Origin of the sequence: Acinetobacter sp. WU_MDCI_Abxd143 (assembly GCF_025514195.1) — a bacterium.
Classification (GTDB): Bacteria; Pseudomonadota; Gammaproteobacteria; order Pseudomonadales; family Moraxellaceae; genus Acinetobacter; species Acinetobacter pittii_H.
The window spans coordinates 24,556-50,600 of the sequence record NZ_JAHPTH010000015.1; the positions used below are offsets into that span (position 1 = coordinate 24,556).

The window sequence follows — 26,045 nt, forward strand, 5'->3', positions numbered from 1 at the left end:
ATGTACTCTTGCATTAAAGCATGATCGACATAATCCGCAAAATGATAAAATTTCACCGCCATCAAAGGGTGCATGAAACGTCATTTTGCTTTAAAATTTTACCATTAACTCAGATTTTCGAGGTGTTGCAGGTCAACACCTTTTTTATTTTTTCTTTTATATCTTGTAGGAATCTGCCATGACTGTTGCAATGAGCATCATGATTTCAACCGAAGAAATTCAAGCAAAAGTCAAAGAGCTCGGCGAGCAAATTAACGCTCACTATGCAAATAGTGATAAAGAATTGGTCCTGATCGGACTACTTCGTGGTTCTGTTATTTTCATGGCAGACTTGTGCCGTACAATTACCAAACCGCATGAACTCGACTTCATGACAGTGTCTAGTTACGGCGGCGGTACGACTTCAAGTCGAGATGTTAAAATCTTGAAAGATCTTGATGGTGAAATTCGCGGTAAAGATGTATTGGTTGTTGAAGATATTATCGACTCAGGTAATACCTTAAGCAAAGTGATGGAAATGTTGCAAACTCGCGAGCCAAATTCGATTCAATTGTGCACATTAGTGAGTAAACCATCACGCCGTGAAATTGATCTAGAAGTGAAATTTTTAGGTTTTGAAGTTGAAGACAAGTTTATTGTAGGTTACGGTTTAGACTATGACCAGAAATATCGCCATTTACCGTTTATTGGTGAAATTGGTTTATAAATTTCAGAGAAATAGCACCGTAAGGTGCTATTTTTTTTATATAAAACTTTAGATTTGAACAAAAAGGACACAAAAAGTCGCAATCTGCTACAGACAAAATAGACAGCTCTACCGCACGATAGAATATGAAGCAAAATCATTAACTTCATCAAAAAAACAACTGGAGAACAAATATGTGGTCACTTATTGTCGCTATTGTAGTTGGTTTCTTTGCTGGCTTAATCGCTCGTGCTTTGCATCCTGGGGATGATAAAGCAGGTTTCATCGTAACAACCTTGATTGGTATTGCAGGTTCACTTTTAGCCACTTATGGTGGTCGCTTACTTGGACTTTACGGCGAAAACTCAGCTGCTGGCTTTATCGCATCCGTGATTGGTGCAGTCATTATTCTTTTTATCTACAACTTGATTGCACGAAAAAGCTAAACTTTAATTCATTTATAAAAAAAGCACCTTATGGTGCTTTTTTTAAATTTATTTTAAAGACCTAACTCTTTCCATACGGCCTGAATTTCTTCAGCAGATCGTGCACCCACCAGTTTAAAGCCATTTGCAAAAATCAGGGTAGGAGTCCCATTAAAGCCTAGTTTTTTTCCTAGTTCCAAATTACGGTCAATGGGGTTTGGACAGTTCGTAACCGTTGGTTTAACGCCTTGCTGAATCAGTTTTTTCCATGAGTAAGATTGATTTGGTGCACACCAAACTTGTCTAGAAACAACAATAGACTGTGGTTTTAAAGGATAGATGAACGTGTAAATAGTCACGTCTTTAAGCTTGTCGAGTTCAGGTTCAAGCTGCTTACAATAAGGACAATTTGGATCAGAAAAAACTGCTAAAACATGCTGGCCATTACCTTTGACTGTTTTAATTGCATCTTTTAAAGGCAGCTGTTTCCAATCAATTGAGTTCTGTCCTAAAACTAGATCTTTGGTTAAGTTTTTCTGGTCTCTTAACCGAATCATAGAACCCACAAACATATGTTGCCCATCTTCACCAACATAAATGATTTGTTGATCGAGATTAGCACTATATAGTCCAGGCATTTCGGTTTTCTGGATATTGCTGATTTTCAAATTAGGATATTGTTTTTTAATATTTTCCCGAACAGTATCCACATTGGCAAAACTTACACTTGCAGTTAAGCTAAATAATGCCAATATTCCTAATTTTTTAAGCATAAAACCGACTCATAGGTAGGAGAGGAGATCATTTTAATCAGTTCAGCTTTTGAAAACAGAACTGATTACCGAGTTATAACCAAACTCACACTCAGTTATGCCAATGTTTCACGTGGAACATAAATAGGTTTTAGAGTATTAATTTCTACCGATATATGCACAATTTCATCATGAATTGATAAAGCCTGACGAATCTGGTCTGCGGTTAAAGAAATATCATCAGTTTCGAGCGCCAAAATACAAGAAAACTTACCTTTCGCGACTTTCCAAACATGAATATCTGTAATTTCAATATGTTTAGGAAACTCAGCAATGACTTCACGGATCTCTTCAACTACCGGATGATCCATCTCTGCGTCTAAAAGGGTTTTTCCTGTCTCTTTCATTAATCCCAAAGACCATTTTGCAACCAAAATAGCACCTAAAATTCCTAAAAGTGCATCTAAAAAATCCCATCCGAAATATTTACCTGCGAAAAGCGCAATAATTGCAAAAACAGAAGTTACTGCATCTGCAACCACATGTAAAAATGCAGCTTTTTGGTTTAAATCATGATGATGATGCCCATGATCATGCTCGTGATGGTGATGGTGATGGTGGCCATCATCATGAAGTAACCATGCGCAAATCAAGTTAATGACCAAACCTAAAATTGCAATCGGAATAGCTTCATTATAAAAAATTTCAACTGGATTAAATAAACGTTGTATCGACTGAAACGCCATAAAAATGGCGACAACCATCAACAAAATTGCACTGCTATAACCCGCTAAAATCTCGATTTTCCAAGTTCCGAAACTAAACCGACGATCTTTGGAATAATGACGAGCTGCACGATAAGCGAAGTAGGCTAAACCGAGAGCCAACATATGAGAACTCATATGCCAACCATCAGCCAGAAGCGCCATTGAATTAAAAAACCATCCACCGAATATTTCTAACACCATCATTGATGCTGTTAAAATCGCTGCAATCAAAATACGTTTTTGTGCAAGTGGATTTCCTTCATCAAACTGATGTTGATGATGACGTGATACACTATGATCCTGCATAATATTTAAACCCAACATACTCCCTACCAGTATATTGAATTATACAAGAGAACACAGATGAGCCACATTGGTCAGGATAAAAAAATACTTAATCGTGTAAAACGACTAAAAGGACAAATCAACAGCATTGAGCATGCTGTTGAACAGCCAGATATTTCATGCATAGAAATACTACAACAAGTTGCTGCAATTAAAGGGGCAATAAACGGTTTGATGAGTGAATTAATGGAACAGCATTTACATCACCACGTGCTCAAAGACGCACAAGTTGATCAAAATGAGCTAGATGAGTTTTTAAAGGTTCTAAAAAGATACGGTTAACGAGGTAACTGAATGACACAGCCATGTGCATCATTCAGAATTTTTTAATTATTTTCCGATACAGAATGAACCAAAAATCTTGCCTAATAGGTCATCGGCACTAAAGTCACCTGTAATTTCACCTAAAGCATTTTGGGCAAGGCGTAGTGACTCAGCAACCAGTTCACCTGCGTTAAACACAACAAGTTGCTCGCGTGCTTCTGAAAGATAGAGCTGTGTGCGCTTCATTGCGTCTAAATGACGTGTTCTTGCAATAAAGGTGTCTTCCTCAGGGTGAAAGCCTGCATGCGCTGTAATCGCATCTACGAGGCCTTGTACGCCCATCTCTTGTTTTGCAGAAACGGTTATATGACGAAACCCTTGAAAATCGCTTATTTCAGCTAATTGACCAGTTAAATCGCATTTATTACCAATTAAGATTAAACGACGCGGTTCAATATGTTCCGCAAAATACTCTTGAGCGAGTTTTAATGGGTCATCGCCTTGATTTAAATCATAAACCAGCAATAACAAATCAGCTTGTTCAATTTCTTTGATTGCTCTACGAATCCCTTCTTTTTCAACAATGTCACCTGTTTCACGAAGACCTGCGGTATCCGTTAGAGTGATTGGTAAACCATTTAAGCTAATTTTTTCATGTAGAACATCACGAGTTGTACCAGCAATATCAGTCACAATTGCACGCTCAACACCAGCAAGCGCATTCAACAAGCTCGACTTACCCGCATTTGGTTTACCAGCAATAACGACTTGTAGACCTTCACGTAATAATTGACCTTGTCGTGCAGAGGTTTGAACAGCATGTACCGACTGCTGAACATCTTCAAGTAAAGCTAAAATTTTGCCATCTGCCAAGAAATCGATTTCCTCTTCAGGAAAATCAATTGCGGCTTCAACATGCAGGCGTAAATGAATCAGTTTTTCTAAAACTGTATTAATTTTTGTTGAAAAAGCGCCTTGTAAAGAACGGACGGCAGAGCGTGCTGCAGCTTGTGAAGTCGCATCAATCAAATCGGCAATCGCTTCTGCTTGTACCAAGTCCATCTTGCCATTTTCAAAAGCTCGCATGGAAAATTCACCAGCTTTTGCAGCGATTGCGCCAAGCTCAAATAGACGCCCAAGCAAGGCATTTTGGATGACTGGACCGCCGTGACCTTGTAGCTCTACAACATCTTCACCTGTAAAAGAGTGTGGATTGGGAAAGCATAGAACAATCCCTTCATCCATAATGCTGCCATCAACATCATAAAACTTACGGAATCCCGCCATACGTGCTTCAGGCAAGTTTTGTTGTGTCAGGTTTTGAGCAATTTCATAAGCTTTAGGTCCCGATAGACGAATCACGCCCACACCACCACGCCCTGGTGGCGTTGCAATTGCGGCAATCGTGGTTTGACTTTGCATATTATTCACCTAAAAACCTAAAATCCAGCCAAAGAAAAATCCGCCTAAGATTACCATCTTAAGCGGATTTATTCAGCAAAAGTTCAATGATTAAGAAGCTGATTCAGTCTTATTGATACGACTTTTCTCAACGCTCTTATTAATAAACGACTGCTGTAAAATAGTAATACTGTTGTTCACAATCCAGTACAGTACGAGACCTGCTGGGAAGAACAACATAAATACCGTGAACATAATCGGCATAATGCGGAACACTTTCGCCTGCATTGGATCAGCTGGTTGCGGGTTCAGCATTTGCTGCGCAAACATGGTAGCACCCATGATTAACGGCAAGATGAACCAAGGATCCATTGCTGACAAGTCTTGAATCCAACCTAACCATGGTGCATGACGTAATTCCACACTTTCCATAAGTACCCAGTACAAGGCAAGGAAAATTGGCATTTGTAGCAACAACGGTAAACAACCTGAAAGTGGATTTACTTGTTCACGTTTGTATAAAGCCATCATTTCTTGCGAGAAGCGCATACGGTCTTCACCGAACTCTTCTTTCATGCGTTGCATTTCAGGTGCAATCACGCGCATTTTCGCCATAGAACGATAACTTTTTGAAGATAAAGGCCACAAAATCAATTTTACTAAAATAGTAAGTAAGATAATTGACCAACCCCAGTTACCCACAATGCTATGGAAGAATTGAAGACCTAAGAACAAGAGCTTAGCAATTGGCCATAACCAACCATAATCAACAGTTTGATTTAAACCAACAGCTAAATCTTTTAATTCAGATTGTACTTTCGGACCTGAATAAAGTTTTGCATCAACTTCCATTGAAGTGCCAGCAGGAACATTAATCACTGGTGAGGTAAAACCAATGATATTCATTTGATCCGCAGACTGACGAGATTCAAGTTTAGCTACATAAGGCTGACCGTTAGCTTGAGTCAGTTTAAGATTCCCAGGAATCCAAGCACTTACAAAATAATGCTGAACAATCGCAACCCATCCACCTTTCGCTTCAGTATTTACTTTTTCTTCTGAGAAATTAGCAAATTTAAGCTTGTTGTAATGTGCATCAGGCGTTCCCCAGGCTCCACCTAAGAAAGTTCCTAGAGTGAAAATACCTTGAGAAGATTTACCTGGATCTTCAGAATTATCGCGCTTTAATTGTCCAAACATCTGACCTTGCCAGCTTTGTTGGCTACGGTTAATCACTTGATGTTTTACAACAATTGGATATTGACCTTGGGTAAAGGTAAAAGTTTTAATGATTTCAACGCCTTCAGGTGTTTTAAATACCATTGGAACGTTTAAAACTTTTTCAGATTGACCCTTTTGGTCCTGTACACCTTTAGCATCAGCCAAAGTATATGATGTCTTTTCAACAGCATATAATGGACGACCACCACGACTACTATCTGGTCCATTCAAACCAATTAAGCCAGATTGAGCAACATATGTACGCTTGGCATCATTTTCAAGCATAACAAAAGGTTGATCGCTGTCTTTGCTTTTGTCGTGTGAGAGTAATTCAATACGAACAATATCACCACCTTTTGGATTGATCCAAAGATGATAAAGGTCAGTTTGTACTGAAATAAGCTGTTGATTCACAGGTGCAGTTGCATCTGTGGTTTGTGACTGCGCAATATTTGCTTGTGGCACATCGGAAGCCACTGTTGCATTTTTAGCATTTGGCAAATCAGCAGATACTTCATGCGAACTTACAGCTGCCGCTTGTTGTTGCGGTGCAGTTGCAGCATTTCCATAATCTTTTTGCCAAGCCAAAATGAGCAAATATGCGGTGACAAACATGGCCCCGAGAATTGCAAACCTGGCCCATTGTTGCATATCTATTACCCCAAATGGTTAGAGAGATTTTGCTTCAGTAAACGATCACGAAAGGGTACAGCAACATGATGCGTTTGAGAATCTATTTGATGAAACGAAATAAAACGAATTGCTTTTGGCGGTACCGGATCATATCCAGATCCTCCCCACGGATGACAACGACAAATCCGTTTAGAAGATAACCAAACGCCTTTTATCGCACCATGAGTTTGCAATGCTTCTATCGCATATTGGGAACAAGTCGGGATATAACGACAACGGGGTCCAAGAAGCGGACTAATCGCAATTTGATACAGTCGAATCAACCAACGTAGAAAACGGACCATTGGCTATCTCTTAATTCTGCGAGGTTGTGCCAACTTTAGAATGTTTTTTTGCTAAGCGCTGTAATTTTTGCCAAGCAAAGTCTAATTGTTGATATAGCTCAGCATTCGTAATCGTTTCTATACCAACTTTCGGCATCACCACAACATCTATGTCTGATCCAAAATTCGGCTGATGTAGACGAAAGCTCTCACGAGCAAGACGTTTTATTCGATTTCTTTCATGCGCTCGGCGCACTTTTTTCTTAGCAACAACAATACCCAAACGGCTTTTAGGCTGTTCGGTTAATTTTGCAAGAAATAAAAAATGGGGTTGATGCACTTTAAAAAGCGCACCATCAAATACACTTTTATAATCTGCAGCACAGCGTATTCGCACGTCTGTGCTAAAACTGTAAAGTGTCATCACACCCAAGTCTGGTCAGCGTAACAGTATTAAACAGTTAAGCTATGACGACCTTTTGCACGACGACGAGCTAATACTTGACGACCAGCTTTAGTTGCCATACGAGCACGGAAACCATGAACGCGTTTACGCTTTAATTCAGATGGTTGGAAAGTACGTTTCATATTGAAACTCCCAAAAATGATCTTTCTATAAAGGTCCGCGATTTTATTGTGCAATGTTTACGCTGTCAATGAAAAACCAAGAAAGTTTTGTATTTAACCCAAATTTTTAATCTCTTTAGTTCTTTTTATCTTTGCCATAATTCAGTGCAAAATATAGTTTTAAAAGTTATACACAAACTAATTGTCTATTTTTATTATAACTTTTAACATATACATACCTTATATACATATTTATCAACAAAAGAAGATATCCTTTTGCTTTCGATTTGCTATATTTGAATTTAAATTCATATTTTGTAGTTATCCACAAAAGATCGTCACCCTATTAAATAAATTCAAATTTAGAAATTTAAATTTATTCTTATTAGGGAGCATTTTTTCTGTGGATTTCACACTTTTAAATTTAAAAAACATGTATTTGAATTGTTGATAACTCTGTTTTTATTATATTTATGGATTGTGGATAAGTTTATGTGCTAATTTATCCACAAGTTGTGCAAAAAGTTATGCACAAGCCCTTTTGAATTTAAATTTATTCACAAGAGATTTCTTTTTAGACAAAATCAAACGAAATCGTCATGACAGATGTGGATAACTTGGTTAGAATGGCGACCCCTTCTTATCAGGAAGGGTTAATCTTTAGATTATTTGAATTTAAAAACGCAGAAATAGGGGATACACATGCTTTGGACAGACTGCTTAACTCGCTTGCGACAAGAGCTCTCTGATAACGTCTTTGCGATGTGGATTCGCCCATTAGTTGCTGAAGAAGTAGAAGGAATACTGCGTCTTTATGCACCTAACCCTTATTGGACGCGTTACATTCAAGAGAACCATTTAGAATTAATTTCTATATTGGCCGAACAGTTATCAGAAGGCCGTGTACGTCAGGTTGAGATTTTGGTTGATTCTCGTCCTGGTAGTATTTTGTCATCAGGTGAGCAGCCGGCAACTACAACTGCTGCTTTGCAAACTGCGCCCCAACAAAGCATTAAAGTAAAAAAAGAATCGGATTCTGTTCCCAGTTCACCTACTACTAATAGTGTAGTGAACCCCAAAACACCGAAAAAGAAACTATTAAATCCCCAATTTACTTTTTCTTTATTTGTTGAAGGCCGTTCGAACCAGATGGCTGCTGAAACATGTAGAAAGGTATTAACACAATTAGGTGCTTCACAGCATAACCCTTTATTCTTATATGGTCCGACAGGATTGGGTAAGACTCACTTGATGCAGGCAGTTGGTAATGCTTTATTGCAAGCCAAGCCTAATGCACGGGTGATGTATATGACCTCTGAGAGCTTCGTTCAGGATTTTGTAAGTTCTTTGCAAAAAGGCAAAGTTGAAGAGTTTAAGAAAAATTGCCGTTCTTTAGATTTACTGTTGGTCGATGATATTCATCTTTTGGCAGGTAAAGAAGCAAGCTTGGTTGAATTCTTCTATACATTCAATGCTTTACTTGATGAATCTAAACAGATTATTTTAACTTCAGATCGTTATCCAAAAGAATTGACTGAGTTAGATCCGCGTTTGGTTTCTCGCTTTTCTTGGGGACTTTCTGTAGGCGTTGAACCGCCAGATATTGAAACTCGTATCGAAATTTTATTGAAGAAAGCCGAAAATAGCGGTGTTGATTTACCTCGAAACTGTGCTTTATTTATTGCTCAGCAAGTGGTTGCTAACGTACGTGAACTTGAAGGTGCACTTAATAAAGTTGTAGCAATTTCTCGATTTAAAGGTGCGCCAATCGATCTTGATGTTGTCCGTGAGTCTTTAAAAGATGTGTTGGCAATCCGTGCACGTACGATTAGTGTAGAAAATATCCAACGTGTGGTGAGTGAATATTTCCGTATTCCTTTAAAAGAATTGGTAGGACCAAAGCGGACTCGAATCTATGCGCGACCACGTCAGTTAGCAATGGGACTTGCTCGTGAGTTAACTGGTGATAGCTTTCCCGAGATTGGAATGGCTTTTGGTGGGCGTGACCATAGTACCGTAATGCATGCCTGTGAAAAAGTTGTGAGTCTACGAGAAGAAGATCCGATTTTTGACGAAGATTATAAAAATCTACTGCGTTTACTTCAGAGTTAATGAAATAATAAGACGTTGTTGCAAAGTCTACGTAAGTGCAGCATAGTACACAGCTAAAAAATGAAATATTTGCTCCAAGTTGCTAGAGGAATGAATCGTGCGTTTGAAAATCGCTAAAGAAAGCTTACTCAATGTTTTATCGCATGTTGTCGGTGCGGTAGAACGTCGTCATACATTGAATATTCTTTCAAACGTCAAAATTCAGGCTAATGCTCAGGCACTCACCATTACTGGTTCTGATTTAGAAGTCGAGCTGGTTGCCAGTACTGTTTTAACAGAAGGGGCATGCATTGAAGCAGGTGAAACAACTGTTCCTGCTCGTAAGTTGATGGAAATTTGTAAATCATTGCCAACAGCTGCATTGATCGACTTACAAATTACTGAAGATCAAAGATGTATTTTAAAATCTGGTAATAGTCGTTTTGTTTTAGGTACTTTACCAGCAGAAGATTATCCATTATTGACCACTGAAAATAGTCAGGGTACACAAGTACAGGTCACTCAACGTGAGTTAAAGCGTTTATTTGAAAAAACTGCTTTTGCGATGGCTGTACAAGATGTACGTTTCTATTTAACTGGTACTTTATTAGAAATTGATGAAAATCAATTGCGTGCGGTAACAACAGATGGTCACCGTTTAGCACTTTGTGAAATTACAGCTTCTTCTACCTCATCTCAATTGGTTCAAGCAATTGTGCCTCGCAAAGCTGTGGGGGAATTACAGCGTTTACTTAGCATTGAAGATGAACAATTAACGTTGCTTATTGGCCGTGAATTACTAAATGTAACGATCAATACGCCAAGTCGTGATAAAGAGCAGGGTGATATCACTGTTCGCTTTACTACTAAATTGATTGATGGAAAATTCCCTGATTATCGTCGTGTGATTCCACGTGGTGGCGATAAACATGTGTTAATTAGTCATGATGTGTTTAAACAATCATTACAACGTGTCGCGATTTTGAGTAATGAAAAATTACGTGGTGTTTTCTTAAATTTTAACCAAGATTCATTACAGCTGCGTGCAAATAACCCTGAACAAGACGAAGCGATTGAAGATTTAGCGATTCAGTATCAAAACATACCACTTGAAATGTCATTTAATGCACAATATTTGCTGGATGTTTTAGGTGTGCTTGATGGTGATGATGTAAATATGAGCATGACTGAGGCAAATCAATCTGTATTGGTTCAAGATCCAGCACATCCTGATCAAACGTATGTCGTTATGCCGATGCGTGTATAATCTGGCTATCTAATATGCATCTTACGCGTTTAAATATTGAACGTGTGCGTAATTTAAAAACGGTTGCACTCCAAGGGTTGCAACCGTTTAATGTATTTTATGGCGCTAACGGTTCAGGAAAAACTTCAATACTGGAAGCAATCCATTTGCTTGCAACAGGGCGGTCGTTCCGTACCCATATACCTAAAAATTATATTCAATACTCTGCTGAAGATGCGATTGTCTTCGCACAATCTGCAACTGAAAAAATTGGCATGCAAAAGTTAGCCTCTGGTGAGCAGTTGATGAAGGTTAATGGCGACACAGTGGCTACACAAGGACAACTCGCTAAACTGCTTCCTTTGCAGCATATTGATCCACAAAGTACAGATATTATTGATTATGGGGCGAAACCTCGGCGCCAGCTTTTAGATTGGCTGATGTTCCACGTGGAACCAGAGTTTTATTTTGCTTGGCAATATTATTCTCGTGCATTAAAACAGCGTAATACTTTACTTAAAACCAGACGGAATATTTCTCTAGAGGATTTAGAGCCGTGGAATAAAATGTTGAGTGATTATGGTGAAATTTTACACTCTCAGCGATTAAGTATTGTGGAACAATGGAATGTCTTTTTTCAAAATGATTTAAGTCAATTGTTACCTGATTTAGAGATTGAGCTGGAATATAGTCCCGGTTTTCATACAGAGCAGGGACTCATGCAAGACTTGCTCGATCAACATCAAAAAGACATCGAACGACGCTATACCGAATATGGTCCACATCGTGCAGATTTGCGCTTAAAAACCCCGTTTGGACATGCTGACGTTGTTTTATCAAGAGGTCAGAAAAAACTCTTGATTATTGCCTTAAAACTGTCACAAATTGCAATGTTGCATGCGAGTAATAAGGAAACTGTGGTATTATTAGATGATCTGACAGCAGAATTAGACTTAACCGCACAACAACGTTTAATTGAACGATTAAGCCAACTTGGTAGCCAGGTTTTTATGACAACTTTAGATCATGCATCGGTAAAAAAACACTTACATGATCTGTCTATTTCATATCAATTATTCAATGTTGAATCCGGTCAAGTTAGTCTTGCTTCACCATAATTTTTTGATGTTACCCATCTTTGAATAAACCTATATTTGCTAGGGAGAAACCATGAGTTCAGAGTCTCAATCAGCCTCTCAAACAGAACAAACCAATGAAAAGGCTTATGATTCCTCTAGTATTAAAGTATTACGTGGATTAGATGCAGTTCGTAAACGTCCGGGGATGTATATTGGGGATACAGACGACGGTACCGGTTTACACCATATGGTATTCGAGGTTGTCGATAACGCAATCGATGAAGCTTTAGCTGGGCATTGTGACGAAATTATTGTCACGATTCACGAAGATGAATCGGTAAGTGTTTCCGATAATGGCCGTGGTATTCCAACCGATATCCACCCTGAAGAAGGGGTGTCTGCAGCGGAAGTAATTCTTACTATCTTGCACGCAGGCGGTAAGTTTGATGACAATAGCTATAAAGTTTCAGGTGGTTTGCACGGCGTAGGTGTTTCGGTTGTAAATGCGCTTTCAAGTAAATTGCATTTAATTATTAATCGTGCTGGCCAAGTGCACGAACAAGAATATCACCACGGTGATCCGCAATATCCATTACGTGTGATTGGTGAAACGGATAGTAGTGGTACAACTGTACGTTTTTGGCCAAGTGAACTAACTTTTAGTCAAACCATTTTTAACGTTGAAATTCTAGCGCGTCGTTTACGAGAGCTTTCATTTTTAAACGCGGGCGTGCGCATTGTTTTACGTGATGAACGTATTAACCTTGAGCATGTATATGACTACGAAGGTGGTTTATCTGAGTTTGTAAAATACATTAACGAAGGTAAAACTCATCTAAACGAGATTTTCCATTTCACCGCAGATACAGAAAACGGTATTGGTGTAGAAGTTGCATTGCAGTGGAATGAAAGTTATCAAGAAAACGTACGTTGTTTTACCAACAATATTCCTCAAAAGGATGGTGGTACTCATTTAGCAGGTTTCCGTGCGGCTTTAACGCGTGGTCTTAACCAATATCTTGAAAATGAAAATATTCTCAAGAAAGAAAAAGTCAATGTGACAGGTGATGATGCCCGTGAAGGTTTAACCGCGATTATTTCGGTAAAAGTACCTGATCCTAAGTTCTCATCTCAAACTAAAGAAAAACTGGTATCGAGTGAAGTAAAACCAGCGGTTGAGCAAGCAATGAATAAAGAGTTCTCTGCTTACTTACTTGAAAATCCGCAAGCTGCAAAATCGATTGCCGGTAAAATTATTGATGCTGCGCGTGCACGTGATGCTGCACGTAAGGCACGTGAAATGACACGTCGTAAGAGTGCACTTGATATTGCTGGTTTACCGGGTAAATTGGCAGATTGTCAGGAAAAAGACCCAGCACTTTCTGAATTATATCTAGTCGAGGGTGACTCTGCTGGTGGTAGTGCTAAGCAAGGCCGTAATCGTAAAATGCAGGCTATTTTACCGTTGAAAGGTAAAATTCTGAACGTTGAACGTGCACGTTTTGATAAAATGATTTCTAGTCAGGAAGTGGGTACTTTAATCACTGCACTTGGCTGTGGTATTGGGCGTGAAGAATATAATCCTGATAAGCTTCGCTATCATAAAATCATTATTATGACCGATGCCGACGTAGATGGTTCGCACATCCGCACCTTATTGTTAACATTCTTCTTCCGTCAAATGCCGGAATTGGTTGAGCGTGGGCATATTTATATTGCTCAGCCACCATTGTATAAGTTGAAGAAAGGTAAGCAAGAACAATACATCAAAGATAATGATGCATTAGAAACTTATCTCATCTCAAATGCGATTGATGAGCTATCTTTGCATACCAATGCTGAAGCACCTGCAATTACTGGTGAAGCACTTGCGAAGGTGATTCAAGACTATCAAGTTTCACAAAAGAGCTTACAGCGCTTAACTTTACGTTATCCAGCTAGCTTATTGGATGCTTTACTTGAAGTAGAAGCATTCAAGAGTGATCAAAATCATGATGAAGCTTATGTACAACAATGGGCTGATCAGGTGCGCGATATCATTACCAGATTACAGCCAAGTTTACGTCCAGAAATCTCACTAGAGGCCTTTGAACGTGAAAATGCTCAAGGTGAAAAATCTGCGCATTATTGGCCACGTATTACGGTGTATGTACATAACTTGCCGCATGCGTATTTGCTTGATGCAGCTTTATTGAATTCGGCTGAATATGCACGTTTACTGAAAAACTCGAAGAGTTGGTTCACTTTACTTGAAGAAGGTGCTTATTTACAAAAAGGTGACCGCCGTATTCAAGTAGCTAACTTCCATCAAGTTTGGCAACATATCTTGCAAGATTCTCGTCGCGGTATGATGATTCAACGCTATAAAGGTCTTGGCGAGATGAATGCTGAGCAGCTTTGGGAAACAACAATGGATCCTGAAAACCGTAATATGTTGCAGGTGACAATTGATGATGCGATTGAAGCAGATCGTATGTTCTCTTGCTTGATGGGTGATGATGTTGAACCACGTCGTGCATTCATCGAAGAGAATGCTTTAAATGCGGATATTGATGCTTAATTCATAACATGATTCTAAATCAGTCTAGGGAGAGAATGATGAGTCAGAAATTATTAGCTAGCCTATTAATTTCATGTGCGTTTTTAGGAAGTTCTGCTGTTTCGGCGGCAGACCTAGAAGCGAATATGAAAACTTTAGCTAAGAGTACTAAAGCATTTGCTGAAACGATGGATGTTGATAAAGCGAAACAACAGCTTGTTGTAATGCGTGAAGCAGCCGTTTCTTCTAAGCAGTATTTACCGCATAGGCTCGAAGGATTATCATCAGAAAATGTAAAGGTAAAAGAGTATCAAGCTGGTTTAGATCAGCTTGTTGCTGAAATTGATAAAGTAACTGTTTTAGTTGAGCAAGGACAATTAGATCAAGCCAAAGCTGAAGCAATCAATTTAGTCAAAATACGAAATGAAAATCATAAAAAATTTAGATAATTTTTTATGATGATTAAAGAAAAGGCTTTGTTTAATTTAAGACAAAGCCTTTTCTTTTATAAGAACTGAACTTTTAAACTATCATTTAGATGGTAGTTTCCATTTATATCAAGAGAATATAATTTTGAAAAAAACACAAAAACTCTTATGCATTGGAATCATATTTTTTAATTGCTTATTTCAACTGCATGCTGCGATAGCCCCCGCCTTTTATGGAAAATTAGTATTTCATCGTTACAGTGATTATGACGCATGGGACAGTAAGCTTTATCTTTATAACTTCACAACACAGCAGACCACATTACTCGGTGCAAATTGGAAAATTGATCATATGATGAATGGCCATTTTTCTCCAGATGGAAAATGGTTAACTTTCATGGGAGTGAACTCTGGGCAGCATTATGGTGATGCATGGGATGTATATGTTTGGAAAGTCGGAAGTGGTGAGTTACCTATTAACTTAACTCAGGGGAATAATAAGCGTGATGAAGATCCTAAATTCATAGATAACCAGCGTATTATTTTTAAACAAAATGGCGATTTAAAAATCGTTAAAATGACGGATCGGACGATGACTTCTGTTACTCAAAATGGTTGGGATATAGAAGAATCGATGCCTTATCCGATGGTGAATACCACCCAAATTTTATATGCGAAAGGTGCTGGAAATAATTCTAGAATTTTCAGTATTGATCAATTGGGTGCTTATGATACACAGCTGACCAATATCGCTTCATATTATCCAGTATGGTGGCAAGGAAGTCGGTTCTTATATGTGCGCTGGTATAGCCCAACAAATCCTCATGACCAGATCTATATTTATGATATGGCCAATAAACAAACTACACGTTTGCCATTTAACAATATTAATTATGATACTTCCGATCCAGCTCCTTTAGATCAGCGTTACATGGTGGTGTCTCTTGCAGGACAAACAGGGAGTCGAGGCGGATATGATTTATATATTGCAGACAGCTTATCAAGCAGTGTTTGGCCTTTACCGATAAATACCAATTTAAATGAATTAGGGGCTTTTTATACGCCTTATTAACGAATAAAAAAGCCGATTAAGAAATCGGCTTTTTTATTTTAGAAAATGGATTAATCAAAAGAAGCTTCCATTTCTTCTAATTCCATCATGAGTTCCAAAAGCTGCTCTTCGTGTTGCTCAAGTTTAGCTTTCAGCTCTGTCTGCTCATTCATAAGTTTGAGTAGATCATCCTTACGTGCAGCCTCATATAAAGATGTGTCTGCTAAGGATTCTTCAATTTTGGCGAGCTGCGGTTGTAGCTTTTCAATTTGTGATTCAACCTTTTCAATATTTTTACGAATAGGTCGAGTCTGTTCACGACGGCGAGCTGCTTCTTTACGCTGTGCTTCTTTATCAACTTTAGCCGGCGCTGGAGCGGCAGAGGATGAGTCATTCTGTGCTACAGCAGTCTGAGCATTGATTTGTTGCTGACGTGCTTCACGTAGCCATTTAGCATAGTCCTGTAAATCACCCTCGAACTCAGTACATTTACCTCCGTGTACCAAAAGAAGCTCATCACATACACTCGCAATAAGTTGGCGTTCATGGGAAACCAGAACAACGGCACCTTCAAAATCTTGTAATGCCATGCTCAATGCATGACGCATATCAAGATCTAAATGGTTCGTCGGTTCATCGAGAATTAAAACATTTGGACGCTGCCATACAATCAGTGCTAGAGCTAAACGAGCACGTTCTCCACCAGAAAAGCTTTCACATGGTGTATCCATGCGTTCACCGCTAAAGCCAAAACTACCTAAGAATGAACGTAGAGTGGCTTCACTAATTTGTTTATCTGCTATACGGGCAAGCTGTAGCATTGGACTAGCATTGCCATCTAAAGCATCCATCTGGTGCTGTGCAAAATAACCAATGTTAAGCAGTTCGGAAGCTTTACGTTCACCTGCTAAGAGTGGTAAATCACCAACCAAGCTTTTAATCAGTGTTGACTTACCTGCGCCGTTCATACCCAGTAAACCAATACGTGAGTTTGGTGTAATTTGTAATCTGATTTTTTCGGCTATTTGTTTATCGCCATAACCAATGCTGGCATTGTCTAAAGTCAGCAATGGTGAACTCATTTTAGTCGGTTCACGGAAACTAAAAGTAAATGGCGTATCAACATGAGCTGGTGCAAGTTGCTGCATGCGCTCAAGTTGTTTAATACGACTTTGTGCCTGACGAGCTTTAGTCGCTTTTGCCTTAAAACGGTCAATAAACTTTTGTAGATGAGCACGTGTTTCTTGCTGCTTCTCAAAAGCTTGTTGTTGCTGGGCAAGACGTTCACTACGCGTGGTTTCAAATGTAGAGTAGTTCCCGGTGTAAAGCGTGAGTTCCTGATTTTCAATGTGAAGAATATGATCTGTAATCGCATCTAAAAAGTCGCGGTCATGCGAAATTAGAATGAGTGTACCTTCATAGGCTTTAAGCCAATCTTCTAACCACAGAATTGCATCCAAATCTAAGTGGTTTGTTGGCTCATCCAGTAAGAGTAGATCAGAACGACTCATGAGGGTACGCGCTAAATTTAAACGCATACGCCATCCACCTGAGAAGCTCTCAACATTCAAACGTAATTGATTTTCTAGAAAGCCCAGACCTGCCATGAGCTGCGCAGCTTTAGAGGGTGCTGAATAACCATGAATTTCATCAAAGCGGCCATGCAATTTAGCCAATTCAAAATCACTCAGTTGATCTGGTTGAGCAAGCTTATTTTGAATATCCCAAAACTCTTCATCACCTGAAAGAACAAAATCAATTGCAGGCATATCTAGGGCTTTTACTTCTTGCGCCATATGCGCCACGGTCCAGCCTGAAGGACGGGTGAGTGAACCTTCATCAGCACCTAAACTTCCAAGTAATGCAGCAAATAAGGTTGATTTACCTGCACCATTCACCCCAGTTAGACCAATCTTCCAACCTGGGTGTAATTGCATAGACGCTTTTTGAAATAGAACACGTCCACCGCGGCGTAAAGAAACTTGGTCAAATTGAATCATCTTATTTTATCGAGGTGAGTTAGGGATGCTGTATTTTAAAGAGAACTGTCGATGAAAACAAAACTTTCCGGATTTTAGTGAGCAGTCGTTAATAATTGCATATATCAAGACATTCTAAATCTTGCTATTCATCCGAAATTTTCTAAATATTGAACGAGATAGAATACTTTTAAAAAAATATGGCTAAAATAAAAACAGTTTGAAATTTGGTTGATTAATGAGCTGCTAATAAAACTAGACTAAGGAAAGTCAAATGAAAAAAAGATTGGGGATGATTGGCGCAGCATTTTGCTGTGCTGTGGGGACAGTGCATGCAGGGCAAAATGTCTGTGTGTTTGATTTATTGGGCAAGTCAGGTGAATCCTATAAGATGATGGAAGAGTGGGCGCTTGCAGCGAAAGAATGGCAAGCAGATATCACTTTAATTCCATTTCAAGATGAAGGCTTAGTTGACCGTAAACTGCGTGAAGGTAAGTGCGATGCCGCTTATATGACTTCCATGCGGGCGCGAAACTACAATAAATTTGCAGGTTCGATTGATGCTATTGGGGGAGTAACCAGTAATGCAATTGCCCAAAAAGCCATCAGTTACGTTTTAGATAAGCGTAATAAACATCGTATGGTTACTGCACAAAATGGAACCAATTACGAGGTCGTTGGTATTGTTCAGATTGGATTGGCTTATTTATTTGTGAGAGATAAAAACCTCAACTCAATTGAAAAAGTACGTGGGGCTAAATTTGCTATTTTGCAATATGACGCAGCACAAAAAATTATGGTGGAAAGCGTTGGTGCTAAGCCTATTCCTTCAGAAATTACCGATTTTGTGAAAAAGTTTAATAGTGGCCAAGTTGATGCGATTGCTGCACCCGCTTATGCTTATAAACCTTTAGAGATTGGCAAAGGGGTTGGAACGAAAGGAGCAATGTTTACTTTTCCCGTGGTTAATGTTACGGGTGATTTAATTGCCCGAAGTGATAAGTTTCCCACAGATTTCGGTATAAAGTCTCGTGCTTGGTTTACACAACAATTACCCCAGAACTTTGCCATGGTAAAACGGCTAGAAATGGGCGTACCCTCAAAAATTAAAATGAACTTTTCTGTAGAAGACAAAACTAAATATCAAAAAATTTTACGTGAAGGCCGTCTCAATTTAACAAAACAAGGCGTATACGATGCAACAATGATGAGTGTACTGAAACGTGCCCGCTGTACAGTTGAACGGACAAATTTTGAATGTACTCTTAGTGGTGAGTAGTTTATTTTTTAAACACAAAAACGCTACATATATTTCAAAGCTGAATATGGGTATGAAAATTGTGAATATAAAAAGTAACTTACGGAAACTTAGTGATTTTTACTGCTAATAAATAAATTAAATCGAACAAACAATGGTTCAATGAGATAAAAATATTTGAGTAAAAGCTCTATTTTTTTCTAAAAAACATGATTAATATCTGTGTTTGAAAGGAAACTTCAAACAAAAAATCTGTTCCGTGGAAGGATGAAGAAAATGAAAAAAATCGTACTTGCTATGGCTGCCGCTTCTGTTGTTGGTTTTTCTGCTTCAGCGCAAGCAGCGAGTACCGTATGTGTATTCGACCTCTTAGGAAAAGCAGGCGACTCATATAAAATGATGGAAGAATGGGCTCTTGCTGCAAAAGGCTGGGGTACTGAAATTAACTTAGTTCCTCGTCAGGACGAGGCAGTTGCTGATAATGATTTTAAAGCGGGTAAGTGTGATGCTGTGGCAATGACAGCAATGCGTGCACGCCAATATAATAAATTCGCAGGATCTATCGACTCACTCGGTGGTGTTCCAAACAATCAAATCGCTCAACGTGCAATTACCTATGTATTAGATGCGCGTAATGCAGCAAAAATGACCACAAATATGGGTGGTAAAAAATACGAAGTTGCTGGTATTTCTCCACTAGGTTCAGCATTCATTTTCGTACGTGACAAAAACATCAACTCTGTTGAAAAAGCTGCGGGTAAAAAATTCGCTGTACTTGGTTATGACGATGCACAAAAAATTATGGTGCAACGTGTAGGAGCTCAAGCAGTTCTTTCTGATATTTCAAACTTTGCTGCTAAATTCAACAATGGTCAGGTAGATATGGTAGGTGCGCCTGCTTATGCTTACAAACCATTAGAGTTAAATAAAGGTTTAGGCGCAAACGGTGTAATGTGGAACTTCCCTGTATTACACGTTACAGCAGATCTAGTATTACGTTCTGATAAATTCCCAGCTGGTTTTGGTCAAAAATCTCGTGACTGGTTTGTTAAACAGTTACCGAAGAGCTTTGCAATGATCAACCGTTTAGAAGCGCAAATTCCTGGCAAATACAAAATGAACTTAAGTGCAGAAGATAAACTTAAGTATCAAAAAATGTTGCGTGATGGCCGTATGGATTTAACTAAACGTGGTGTTTACGATGCAGGAATGATGTCTGTACTTAAAAAAGCACGTTGTTCTGTAGACAAGGCTAACTTTGAATGTTCAATGCCTGGTGAATAATCCTAATTTCTTTCAGAAAGCCTAGACTGAGTTCTAGGCTTTTTGTTTTCTATGTCCTGTCAGTTCTGCCATTGTGGTTAGTTAGAAAGACGTTAAGCTAAATTTAGATAAAAACTTCATAAGGAAACATGAAGGTATAAAAATGGATCAAGGACTTAAGTGATTAAAATAATTGCTAATAGGTAGGTAAATCGCTATCTATTTTCCATGGAAATAAAATCATAAAAGCAAATACGGTCTATAAAAATATTCCAACATGATTTTTATATGAAGCCTATCCGATTCATACCTAATCGGTGTGAAATTTCTTGGTATCGAAAAACAAAAACTCCACAAGGAAAGGAAAAAGAATATGCAATTTTCCAAAACGCTATTACTTGCGATGGGACTTACCACAGTTTCTTTTGCAGCCGAGGCTAAACAAACAGTATGTGTTTTTGACTTCGTTGGTAAAAATGGCGATGTCTATGCGCTGATGAAGGATTATCAGCTTGCCGCTAAAAACTGGGGAGCTGATATCGAGCTTAAAGTAAACCAGAATGAAGCCGTGATTGCTGAAGATTTTAAAGCGGGTAAATGTGATGGTATTAGCGTGTCAGGAATGCGCGGGCGTCAATTCAACTCATTTACTGGTTCATTAGATGCAATTGGTGCGATTCCAGATCTCAAACTTGCTGTTAAAGTCATGCAAGGCTTAGCGAGCCAAACCTTTAGTAAATACATGGTTAATGGACGCTATGAGGTCGTCGGTATTATTCCAGTTGGTGATGCTTACCTTTTAGTAAATGACCGTAGCATCAATACAGTAGCGAAAGCCGCCGGTAAAAAAATCGCTGTGCTTGACTATGATGAAGCACAAAAAATTATGGTTCAGCAGGTCGGGGCACAGGCTGTTAGTGCTGACGTAACAAATTTTGGTGCGAAATTTAATAATCATCAAGTTGATATTATTGGTGCGCCAGCAGCAGCATTTAAGCCTTTAGAACTACAAAAAGGTTTAGGAACAAAAGGTGCGATCGTGAATTATCCGATCTTACAGGTCACAGGAAATATTATTATCCGTCCTGATAAGTTCCCAGCTGGTTTTGGCCAGAAATCTAGGGAATGGGTTTCGGGTCAGCTGCCACGTGCTTTTACTATCTTGGGTAAAATGAAAGCTGATATTCCACAAAAATACTGGATGGATGTCCCAGCAGCCGATAAACCAGGCTACCAAAAGCTTATGCGGGAGTCTCGAATTAACCTTACACAACGTGGTGTATACGATAAACGTATGATGAAACTCCTTTGGCAATTCCGTTGTAAGCAAGATGCTAAAAACTTCGAATGTGGCTTACAGGATGAGAATTACAAATAATCTTGATAAAAATACTCAAGATTCGCTTTAAACTTCGAAGACAGACCCTATATTGATTATGCTATACTCAATATAGGGTCTTTTTTATTTTGAAAGGCACAGCAAAATCCGAGGAACAATCATCATGAATGCCCAAGCTCTAGTTTTGACAGATAATGCTGCCAATAAGGTACGCCAACTCCGTGATAGTGAAGGGAATGACGATCTCATGTTACGTGTATATGTAACAGGAGGCGGGTGTTCAGGGTTTTCGTATGGCTTCAATTTTGCTGAAAGCGTAAATGAAGATGATGCAGAATTCGTAAATGGCGATGTAAAAATGCTGGTTGACTCACTTAGCTATCAATATTTAATTGGCTCAGTAGTTGACTATGTAGAAGGTCTTGAAGGTTCGCGTTTTATCGTACAAAACCCGAATGCAACAACAACATGTGGTTGTGGTTCTTCATTCTCGATTTAAAAGAATTTTAAAATTTAAAAAACCTCTCTATTTTGAGAGGTTTTTTTATTGATCAGATCATTATCTTTTACAGACAGATTCTAAAAAATATTGCACAAGTTCAGGTGCATTCTGATATGGAATCCAATGCGACGCATCCATAAAAACTGCTTCATAACTATTTTTAAAATAATGTGAGTTTAGCTCCGCACTTTTTTCTGTAACGGCAATATCATGTTTACCCCAAATAAAAAGGGTGGGGACATCTATGGCTTTAAACGGATTTTGAGGTTTGTCCCAAAAAAAGCCACGATACCAATTCAACGCCGTAGTTAATCTATTTTCTTTTATAAACTCAGTCTCAAATATCGTAATTTGCTGTTCAGTCATGCCTGATGACTTTAGAAACTTACGACCCAATTTAGGTATCTTTTTAAATAAAAGTTCTGGCAGAATGGGTAGCTGAAAAATTGCAAAATAATAAGATTTAAAAAGTTGTCTGCTGCTTAAACAAGCTTTTAAAAAAGCAGCTTGATGGGGCACAGAAACTAAAGTGAGATGCTGAATATATTGTGGATACTTCATCGCAATGCCCGAAGCGATTGCCGAGCCCCAGTCATGCCCAATTAAATAAACTGGCTGGCCAAGCTGCTCAATGAAACTTGCCACATCTTCTACAAGTTCACTCAATGAATATTGAAATCGGCTTTGAGGCCTAGCATTTAAACTATAACCACGTTGATGAATTGCAAGTGTTCTAAATTGATGCTGATGCAATAATTCAGAGGTTTGCTCCCAACTATGAGCAGTTTCTGGAAAACCATGCAATAAAACAACGAGTGGACCATCTATAGGGCCTGAATCAATTACATCGAATGTCCAAACCCCACGTGTGTATTGATGAATACGTTTGGTCAGATCCATGAAAACATGCCTTAAATCATTTTTGTTGGCATTTATCATGAGTTCTTATGCTCATTTACATAACAGCATTTCGGGTCAGTAAATGTGCTATGAGGTCGAATCTGACCAATCAAATCGATAAATAGCTTTATACCGCCGTGATCGTACCTAGAATTCTGAAATCCGAAGCACCTGTTACTGCTGGCAAATTACCACTTAAACCATCTACAAAGCGCATTGCTAACCATGCAAATGCTGTAGCCTCGACCCAAGTAGGGGAAAGTCCTAACACATCGGTAGGTTGAACAGACCAATTATGTTTACGTAAACGCCAACGTAATTGCTCTAGTAAATAAGAGTTATAAGCACCACCACCACAAACATACACTTCGCCTGTTTCCATCTCAGAGCGATAAATTGCTTTTTGAATTGCACGCACAGTGAGTTTTAATAGGGTTGCTTGGATGTTTTCAGGTGTATCTTCTAACTCATCATAAGTTAAATCATTTCGCCAATCGATTAACTGATCATCCAACCAGTCAATATTAAAGTCTTCACGTCCTGTGCTCTTAGGCGGTTCTTTAGAAAAATATTCATGTGCATGGAGACGGTCGAGTAAAGAGCGAATAGGGTGACCATAAGCAGCCCAATCACCATTTTCATCATATGGATGACCTGTATGGCGATGGCACCACGCATCCATCAAAATATTTGCAGGACCTGTATCAAAACCAAATACACCGTCACTGTTATTGGCAGGCAGCATACTCACATTAGCAATACCACCCAAATTCAAAATTACACGATGAATACTTGGATGTTGAAATAATGCTTGATGGAAAGCCGGAACCAATGGCGCGCCCTGACCGCCTGCTGCCATATCTCTACGACGGAAATCTGAAACAACCGGAATTTGAGTAATTTCAGTAATGATGTTGGGATCGCCAATTTGTAACGTAAATCCATGTTCTGGACGATGACGAATGGTTTGCCCATGCGACCCAATTGCTTTAATTTGGCTACGGTCTAATTGGTGCTTTTCAATGAGAGTATTAATCCCGTGGCCGATCATTTGGGCCAGAGCAACATCAGCTTTACCCATACGGTCAATTTCATTGTCATCAGGTAAAGTCAATGCCATAAGCTCATCACGTAACTCGGGTTCGAATGGAACCGTAAGAGTGGCATGAAGCTGTAGTGGCTCAAATGAAGCCGCTACAATATCCACACCATCCATACTAGTGCCAGTCATTACGCCGATATAGATTGCGCTCATATGCAACTTCCCCTGCAAGACGCTGAAAAAATGTTAGTATATCGCACAAATTGAATAACTGATGTGTTTAGGTTTTGTGATGTCAAATTTCTTGCCCGCCGAAGAACAGCTTGCCCTCATCCAACGAGGCACGCACGAAATTATTTCAGAAGAAGATTTACTGAAAAAGCTTAAAGAGAATCGTCCTCTTAAAATTAAAGCTGGTTTTGACCCTACAGCACCAGATTTACATTTAGGACATACGGTTCTTATTAATAAACTAAAAACTTTCCAAGACTTGGGCCATGAAGTTACCTTCTTAATTGGTGACTATACAGCCATGATTGGTGACCCAACTGGTAAAAGCGCAACTCGTCCGCCGTTGTCACGTGAACAAGTAGAAGCCAACGCTAAAACTTATCAAGAACAAGTATTCAAGATATTAGACCCGAATAAAACAAAAGTACGTTTTAACTCAGAATGGTTTAATCAAAAGTCTGCTGCTGACCTTATTCAATTAGCAAGCCAGCAAACTGTATCTCGCATGTTAGAGCGTGATGACTTTACAAAGCGTTATAGCAACCATCAGCCGATTGCAATTCATGAGTTTTTATATCCTTTAGTTCAAGGTTATGACTCAATTGCGCTTGAAGCTGACGTTGAGTTAGGCGGTACAGACCAAACCTTTAACTTACTTATGGGTCGTACTTTACAAAGCCGTTATGGCCAAGAATCTCAAGTGTGTATCACTGTGCCGATTCTAGAAGGTCTAGATGGTGTAAATAAAATGTCTAAATCTTTAGGTAACTATATCGGTGTATTTGATACACCAGGGGCAATGTACCAAAAAGTTTTATCAATGCCAGACTCTTTAATTGAACGCTATTTCGATTTATTAAGCTTCAAATCTCTTGATGAGATCAAAGCTCTATTAGATGAAATTGCTGCTGGTCGTAATCCGCAAGAAGTAAAACGTATCCTTGCGCTTGAGTTAGTTGAACGCTTCCATGATGCAGAAGCTGCTGCTAATGCCCACAAGAGTGCTGGTAACCGTATTACAGAAGGAGAAGTACCTGAAGACACACCAGAAGTGACTATTTCACTTGGTGAGTTTGGAGGAGAAATCTTTATTGCTACGATTTTACGCGTAGCAGGCCTAAACCCAAATGCAGCTGCGGCAAAAGATGCGGTAGCTCGTGGTGCGGTAAAAGTTGACTGGAATGCCGTTGATGCAAGCTTCTCTGTAAAAGAAAAAGGAAGCTTTATTATTCAATCAGGTAAAAAAGCAATTGCACGTGTAATTTTCACTGACTAAGAATGTTATATAGTTAAAAAAGCAGGAGTAATCCTGCTTTTTTTGTTTTTGGATCATAAAATCAATTAAGCGTTCCACGTGGAACCATCTAAACATAATTAATAATAAATGAAGTAAGTTAAAAAATAAGAAGAAATATAGCTTGGAATAGAGTATTTGCTCTATAGTTTCTAAGGAATCAAGGGACTATATATGTCTATAAGCTGTATTGAAGACATAGAAAATGTAAGATAGGCCAAGTTCTTTAATATAAAAATTAATAAAAAGTATTGGAAATGCCTAAAAAAAAGCCATACATATCACTTTTTTTGCAAAATAGTAGAAAAAAGCGGCACTCGAGTGGAAAAGGCTCAAATACCCCTTGCAAAGGGAATGTAATGGTCTATAATGCACATCCATCGGCGGTGATGCGAATAGAAACTTGTTGAAAAACAGTTA

General features: G+C 38.8%; 24 protein-coding genes. 14 read left to right on the forward strand and 10 right to left on the reverse strand.

What is annotated here, in order from left to right:
- The first annotated feature begins 178 nt into the window (after positions 1-178).
- Together hpt and KTI79_RS17435 are read left to right on the forward strand one after the other, a co-directional pair.
- Positions 179-706: a hypoxanthine phosphoribosyltransferase gene (gene hpt, locus KTI79_RS17430; protein WP_004795560.1), complete on the forward strand. Its 528-nt coding sequence runs from the start codon at positions 179-181 to the stop codon at positions 704-706.
- Between the two features lie 173 nt (positions 707-879).
- A complete protein-coding gene (locus tag KTI79_RS17435) occupies positions 880-1,131 on the forward strand; it encodes a GlsB/YeaQ/YmgE family stress response membrane protein (protein WP_000269732.1) in 252 nt (83 codons plus the stop codon).
- Between the two features lie 53 nt (positions 1,132-1,184).
- Here KTI79_RS17435 and KTI79_RS17440 read toward each other — a convergent pair whose 3' ends face one another.
- Both KTI79_RS17440 and dmeF read right to left on the reverse strand, forming a co-directional pair.
- Positions 1,185-1,883, reverse strand: a complete 699-nt coding sequence (locus KTI79_RS17440) for a DsbC family protein (protein ID WP_033851312.1) — start codon at positions 1,881-1,883, stop codon at positions 1,185-1,187.
- 95 nt (positions 1,884-1,978) lie between these two features.
- Positions 1,979-2,950 (reverse strand): CDF family Co(II)/Ni(II) efflux transporter DmeF, encoded by a 972-nt coding sequence (dmeF, locus tag KTI79_RS17445; RefSeq protein ID WP_316249865.1) that lies wholly within the window; start codon positions 2,948-2,950, stop codon positions 1,979-1,981.
- A 42-nt stretch (positions 2,951-2,992) separates the two neighbouring features.
- Here dmeF and KTI79_RS17450 point away from each other — a divergent pair, with 42 nt between their 5' ends.
- A complete protein-coding gene (locus tag KTI79_RS17450; RefSeq protein WP_002115414.1) occupies positions 2,993-3,256 on the forward strand; it encodes a metal/formaldehyde-sensitive transcriptional repressor in 264 nt (87 codons plus the stop codon).
- Positions 3,257-3,304: 48 nt separating this feature from the next.
- Here the strand turns inward: KTI79_RS17450 and mnmE are convergent, their stop codons facing one another.
- From mnmE to rpmH, 5 genes are all read right to left on the reverse strand, one after another.
- On the reverse strand, positions 3,305-4,660 hold the full coding sequence (mnmE, locus tag KTI79_RS17455; protein ID WP_086375811.1) for a tRNA uridine-5-carboxymethylaminomethyl(34) synthesis GTPase MnmE: 1,356 nt from the start codon (positions 4,658-4,660) through the stop codon (positions 3,305-3,307).
- 90 nt (positions 4,661-4,750) lie between these two features.
- Complete coding sequence (gene yidC, locus KTI79_RS17460; RefSeq protein ID WP_069036319.1) at positions 4,751-6,511, reverse strand: membrane protein insertase YidC; 1,761 nt, start codon at positions 6,509-6,511, stop codon at positions 4,751-4,753.
- A gap of 5 nt (positions 6,512-6,516) precedes the next feature.
- Entirely contained in the window at positions 6,517-6,837 is a 321-nt protein-coding gene (yidD, locus tag KTI79_RS17465) for a membrane protein insertion efficiency factor YidD (RefSeq protein WP_003656027.1), read from the reverse strand.
- 10 nt (positions 6,838-6,847) lie between these two features.
- Positions 6,848-7,240, reverse strand: coding sequence for a ribonuclease P protein component (gene rnpA / locus KTI79_RS17470; RefSeq protein WP_005063921.1), 393 nt, complete (start codon positions 7,238-7,240; stop codon positions 6,848-6,850).
- Positions 7,241-7,269: 29 nt separating this feature from the next.
- Positions 7,270-7,404 carry a 50S ribosomal protein L34 gene (gene rpmH, locus KTI79_RS17475; RefSeq protein ID WP_000831329.1) on the reverse strand — a complete coding sequence of 45 codons (135 nt, stop codon included), beginning with the start codon at positions 7,402-7,404 and terminating at the stop codon, positions 7,270-7,272.
- Between the two features lie 681 nt (positions 7,405-8,085).
- Between rpmH and dnaA the strand changes: the two genes are divergently transcribed.
- From dnaA to KTI79_RS17505, 6 genes are all read left to right on the forward strand, one after another.
- Complete coding sequence (dnaA, locus tag KTI79_RS17480; RefSeq protein ID WP_069122197.1) at positions 8,086-9,495, forward strand: chromosomal replication initiator protein DnaA; 1,410 nt, start codon at positions 8,086-8,088, stop codon at positions 9,493-9,495.
- A gap of 97 nt (positions 9,496-9,592) precedes the next feature.
- Complete coding sequence (gene dnaN, locus KTI79_RS17485; protein WP_069122199.1) at positions 9,593-10,741, forward strand: DNA polymerase III subunit beta; 1,149 nt, start codon at positions 9,593-9,595, stop codon at positions 10,739-10,741.
- Between the two features lie 14 nt (positions 10,742-10,755).
- Positions 10,756-11,838 carry a DNA replication/repair protein RecF gene (recF, locus tag KTI79_RS17490; protein ID WP_086375812.1) on the forward strand — a complete coding sequence of 361 codons (1,083 nt, stop codon included), beginning with the start codon at positions 10,756-10,758 and terminating at the stop codon, positions 11,836-11,838.
- A gap of 52 nt (positions 11,839-11,890) precedes the next feature.
- Positions 11,891-14,359: a DNA topoisomerase (ATP-hydrolyzing) subunit B gene (gene gyrB, locus KTI79_RS17495; RefSeq protein WP_069036323.1), complete on the forward strand. Its 2,469-nt coding sequence runs from the start codon at positions 11,891-11,893 to the stop codon at positions 14,357-14,359.
- Between the two features lie 35 nt (positions 14,360-14,394).
- Positions 14,395-14,787, forward strand: coding sequence for a cytochrome b562 (gene cybC / locus KTI79_RS17500; RefSeq protein WP_086375813.1), 393 nt, complete (start codon positions 14,395-14,397; stop codon positions 14,785-14,787).
- Between the two features lie 124 nt (positions 14,788-14,911).
- Positions 14,912-15,838 (forward strand): hypothetical protein, encoded by a 927-nt coding sequence (locus KTI79_RS17505; protein ID WP_086375814.1) that lies wholly within the window; start codon positions 14,912-14,914, stop codon positions 15,836-15,838.
- 50 nt (positions 15,839-15,888) lie between these two features.
- Here KTI79_RS17505 and KTI79_RS17510 read toward each other — a convergent pair whose 3' ends face one another.
- Positions 15,889-17,817: an ATP-binding cassette domain-containing protein gene (locus KTI79_RS17510; RefSeq protein WP_086375815.1), complete on the reverse strand. Its 1,929-nt coding sequence runs from the start codon at positions 17,815-17,817 to the stop codon at positions 15,889-15,891.
- Positions 17,818-18,070: 253 nt separating this feature from the next.
- Here KTI79_RS17510 and KTI79_RS17515 point away from each other — a divergent pair, with 253 nt between their 5' ends.
- From KTI79_RS17515 to erpA, 4 genes are all read left to right on the forward strand, one after another.
- Positions 18,071-19,075 (forward strand): putative solute-binding protein, encoded by a 1,005-nt coding sequence (locus KTI79_RS17515; RefSeq protein WP_086375816.1) that lies wholly within the window; start codon positions 18,071-18,073, stop codon positions 19,073-19,075.
- A gap of 255 nt (positions 19,076-19,330) precedes the next feature.
- Positions 19,331-20,338 carry a putative solute-binding protein gene (locus tag KTI79_RS17520; RefSeq protein WP_002115480.1) on the forward strand — a complete coding sequence of 336 codons (1,008 nt, stop codon included), beginning with the start codon at positions 19,331-19,333 and terminating at the stop codon, positions 20,336-20,338.
- A gap of 352 nt (positions 20,339-20,690) precedes the next feature.
- Positions 20,691-21,695: a putative solute-binding protein gene (locus KTI79_RS17525; protein WP_086375817.1), complete on the forward strand. Its 1,005-nt coding sequence runs from the start codon at positions 20,691-20,693 to the stop codon at positions 21,693-21,695.
- A 124-nt stretch (positions 21,696-21,819) separates the two neighbouring features.
- Positions 21,820-22,155, forward strand: a complete 336-nt coding sequence (gene erpA / locus KTI79_RS17530) for an iron-sulfur cluster insertion protein ErpA (RefSeq protein WP_002115421.1) — start codon at positions 21,820-21,822, stop codon at positions 22,153-22,155.
- A 60-nt stretch (positions 22,156-22,215) separates the two neighbouring features.
- Here erpA and KTI79_RS17535 read toward each other — a convergent pair whose 3' ends face one another.
- On the reverse strand, positions 22,216-23,058 hold the full coding sequence (locus KTI79_RS17535; RefSeq protein WP_086375818.1) for an alpha/beta fold hydrolase: 843 nt from the start codon (positions 23,056-23,058) through the stop codon (positions 22,216-22,218).
- Positions 23,059-23,185: 127 nt separating this feature from the next.
- Positions 23,186-24,313: an anhydro-N-acetylmuramic acid kinase gene (locus KTI79_RS17540; protein ID WP_017386211.1), complete on the reverse strand. Its 1,128-nt coding sequence runs from the start codon at positions 24,311-24,313 to the stop codon at positions 23,186-23,188.
- Between the two features lie 61 nt (positions 24,314-24,374).
- On the opposite strand from KTI79_RS17540, the gene tyrS reads away from it, so the two are divergent.
- A complete protein-coding gene (gene tyrS, locus KTI79_RS17545) occupies positions 24,375-25,607 on the forward strand; it encodes a tyrosine--tRNA ligase (RefSeq protein WP_017481201.1) in 1,233 nt (410 codons plus the stop codon).
- Positions 25,608-26,045 lie beyond the last annotated feature (438 nt).

Bases quoted from the DNA above. Each gene is read 5' to 3' on its own strand.
- hpt (WP_004795560.1), top strand. From the start codon at position 179: ATGACTGTTGCAATGAGCATCATGATTTCAACCGAAGAAATTCAAGCA.
- KTI79_RS17435 (WP_000269732.1), top strand. From the start codon at position 880: ATGTGGTCACTTATTGTCGCTATTGTAGTTGGTTTCTTTGCTGGCTTA.
- KTI79_RS17440 (WP_033851312.1), bottom strand. From the start codon at position 1,883: ATGCTTAAAAAATTAGGAATATTGGCATTATTTAGCTTAACTGCAAGT.
- KTI79_RS17450 (WP_002115414.1), top strand. From the start codon at position 2,993: ATGAGCCACATTGGTCAGGATAAAAAAATACTTAATCGTGTAAAACGA.
- mnmE (WP_086375811.1), bottom strand. From the start codon at position 4,660: ATGCAAAGTCAAACCACGATTGCCGCAATTGCAACGCCACCAGGGCGT.
- yidC (WP_069036319.1), bottom strand. From the start codon at position 6,511: ATGCAACAATGGGCCAGGTTTGCAATTCTCGGGGCCATGTTTGTCACC.
- yidD (WP_003656027.1), bottom strand. From the start codon at position 6,837: ATGGTCCGTTTTCTACGTTGGTTGATTCGACTGTATCAAATTGCGATT.
- rnpA (WP_005063921.1), bottom strand. From the start codon at position 7,240: ATGACACTTTACAGTTTTAGCACAGACGTGCGAATACGCTGTGCTGCA.
- rpmH (WP_000831329.1), bottom strand. From the start codon at position 7,404: ATGAAACGTACTTTCCAACCATCTGAATTAAAGCGTAAACGCGTTCAT.
- dnaA (WP_069122197.1), top strand. From the start codon at position 8,086: ATGCTTTGGACAGACTGCTTAACTCGCTTGCGACAAGAGCTCTCTGAT.
- recF (WP_086375812.1), top strand. From the start codon at position 10,756: ATGCATCTTACGCGTTTAAATATTGAACGTGTGCGTAATTTAAAAACG.
- gyrB (WP_069036323.1), top strand. From the start codon at position 11,891: ATGAGTTCAGAGTCTCAATCAGCCTCTCAAACAGAACAAACCAATGAA.
- cybC (WP_086375813.1), top strand. From the start codon at position 14,395: ATGATGAGTCAGAAATTATTAGCTAGCCTATTAATTTCATGTGCGTTT.
- KTI79_RS17510 (WP_086375815.1), bottom strand. From the start codon at position 17,817: ATGATTCAATTTGACCAAGTTTCTTTACGCCGCGGTGGACGTGTTCTA.
- KTI79_RS17515 (WP_086375816.1), top strand. From the start codon at position 18,071: ATGAAAAAAAGATTGGGGATGATTGGCGCAGCATTTTGCTGTGCTGTG.
- KTI79_RS17520 (WP_002115480.1), top strand. From the start codon at position 19,331: ATGAAAAAAATCGTACTTGCTATGGCTGCCGCTTCTGTTGTTGGTTTT.
- KTI79_RS17525 (WP_086375817.1), top strand. From the start codon at position 20,691: ATGCAATTTTCCAAAACGCTATTACTTGCGATGGGACTTACCACAGTT.
- erpA (WP_002115421.1), top strand. From the start codon at position 21,820: ATGAATGCCCAAGCTCTAGTTTTGACAGATAATGCTGCCAATAAGGTA.
- KTI79_RS17535 (WP_086375818.1), bottom strand. From the start codon at position 23,058: ATGGATCTGACCAAACGTATTCATCAATACACACGTGGGGTTTGGACA.
- KTI79_RS17540 (WP_017386211.1), bottom strand. From the start codon at position 24,313: ATGAGCGCAATCTATATCGGCGTAATGACTGGCACTAGTATGGATGGT.
- tyrS (WP_017481201.1), top strand. From the start codon at position 24,375: ATGTGTTTAGGTTTTGTGATGTCAAATTTCTTGCCCGCCGAAGAACAG.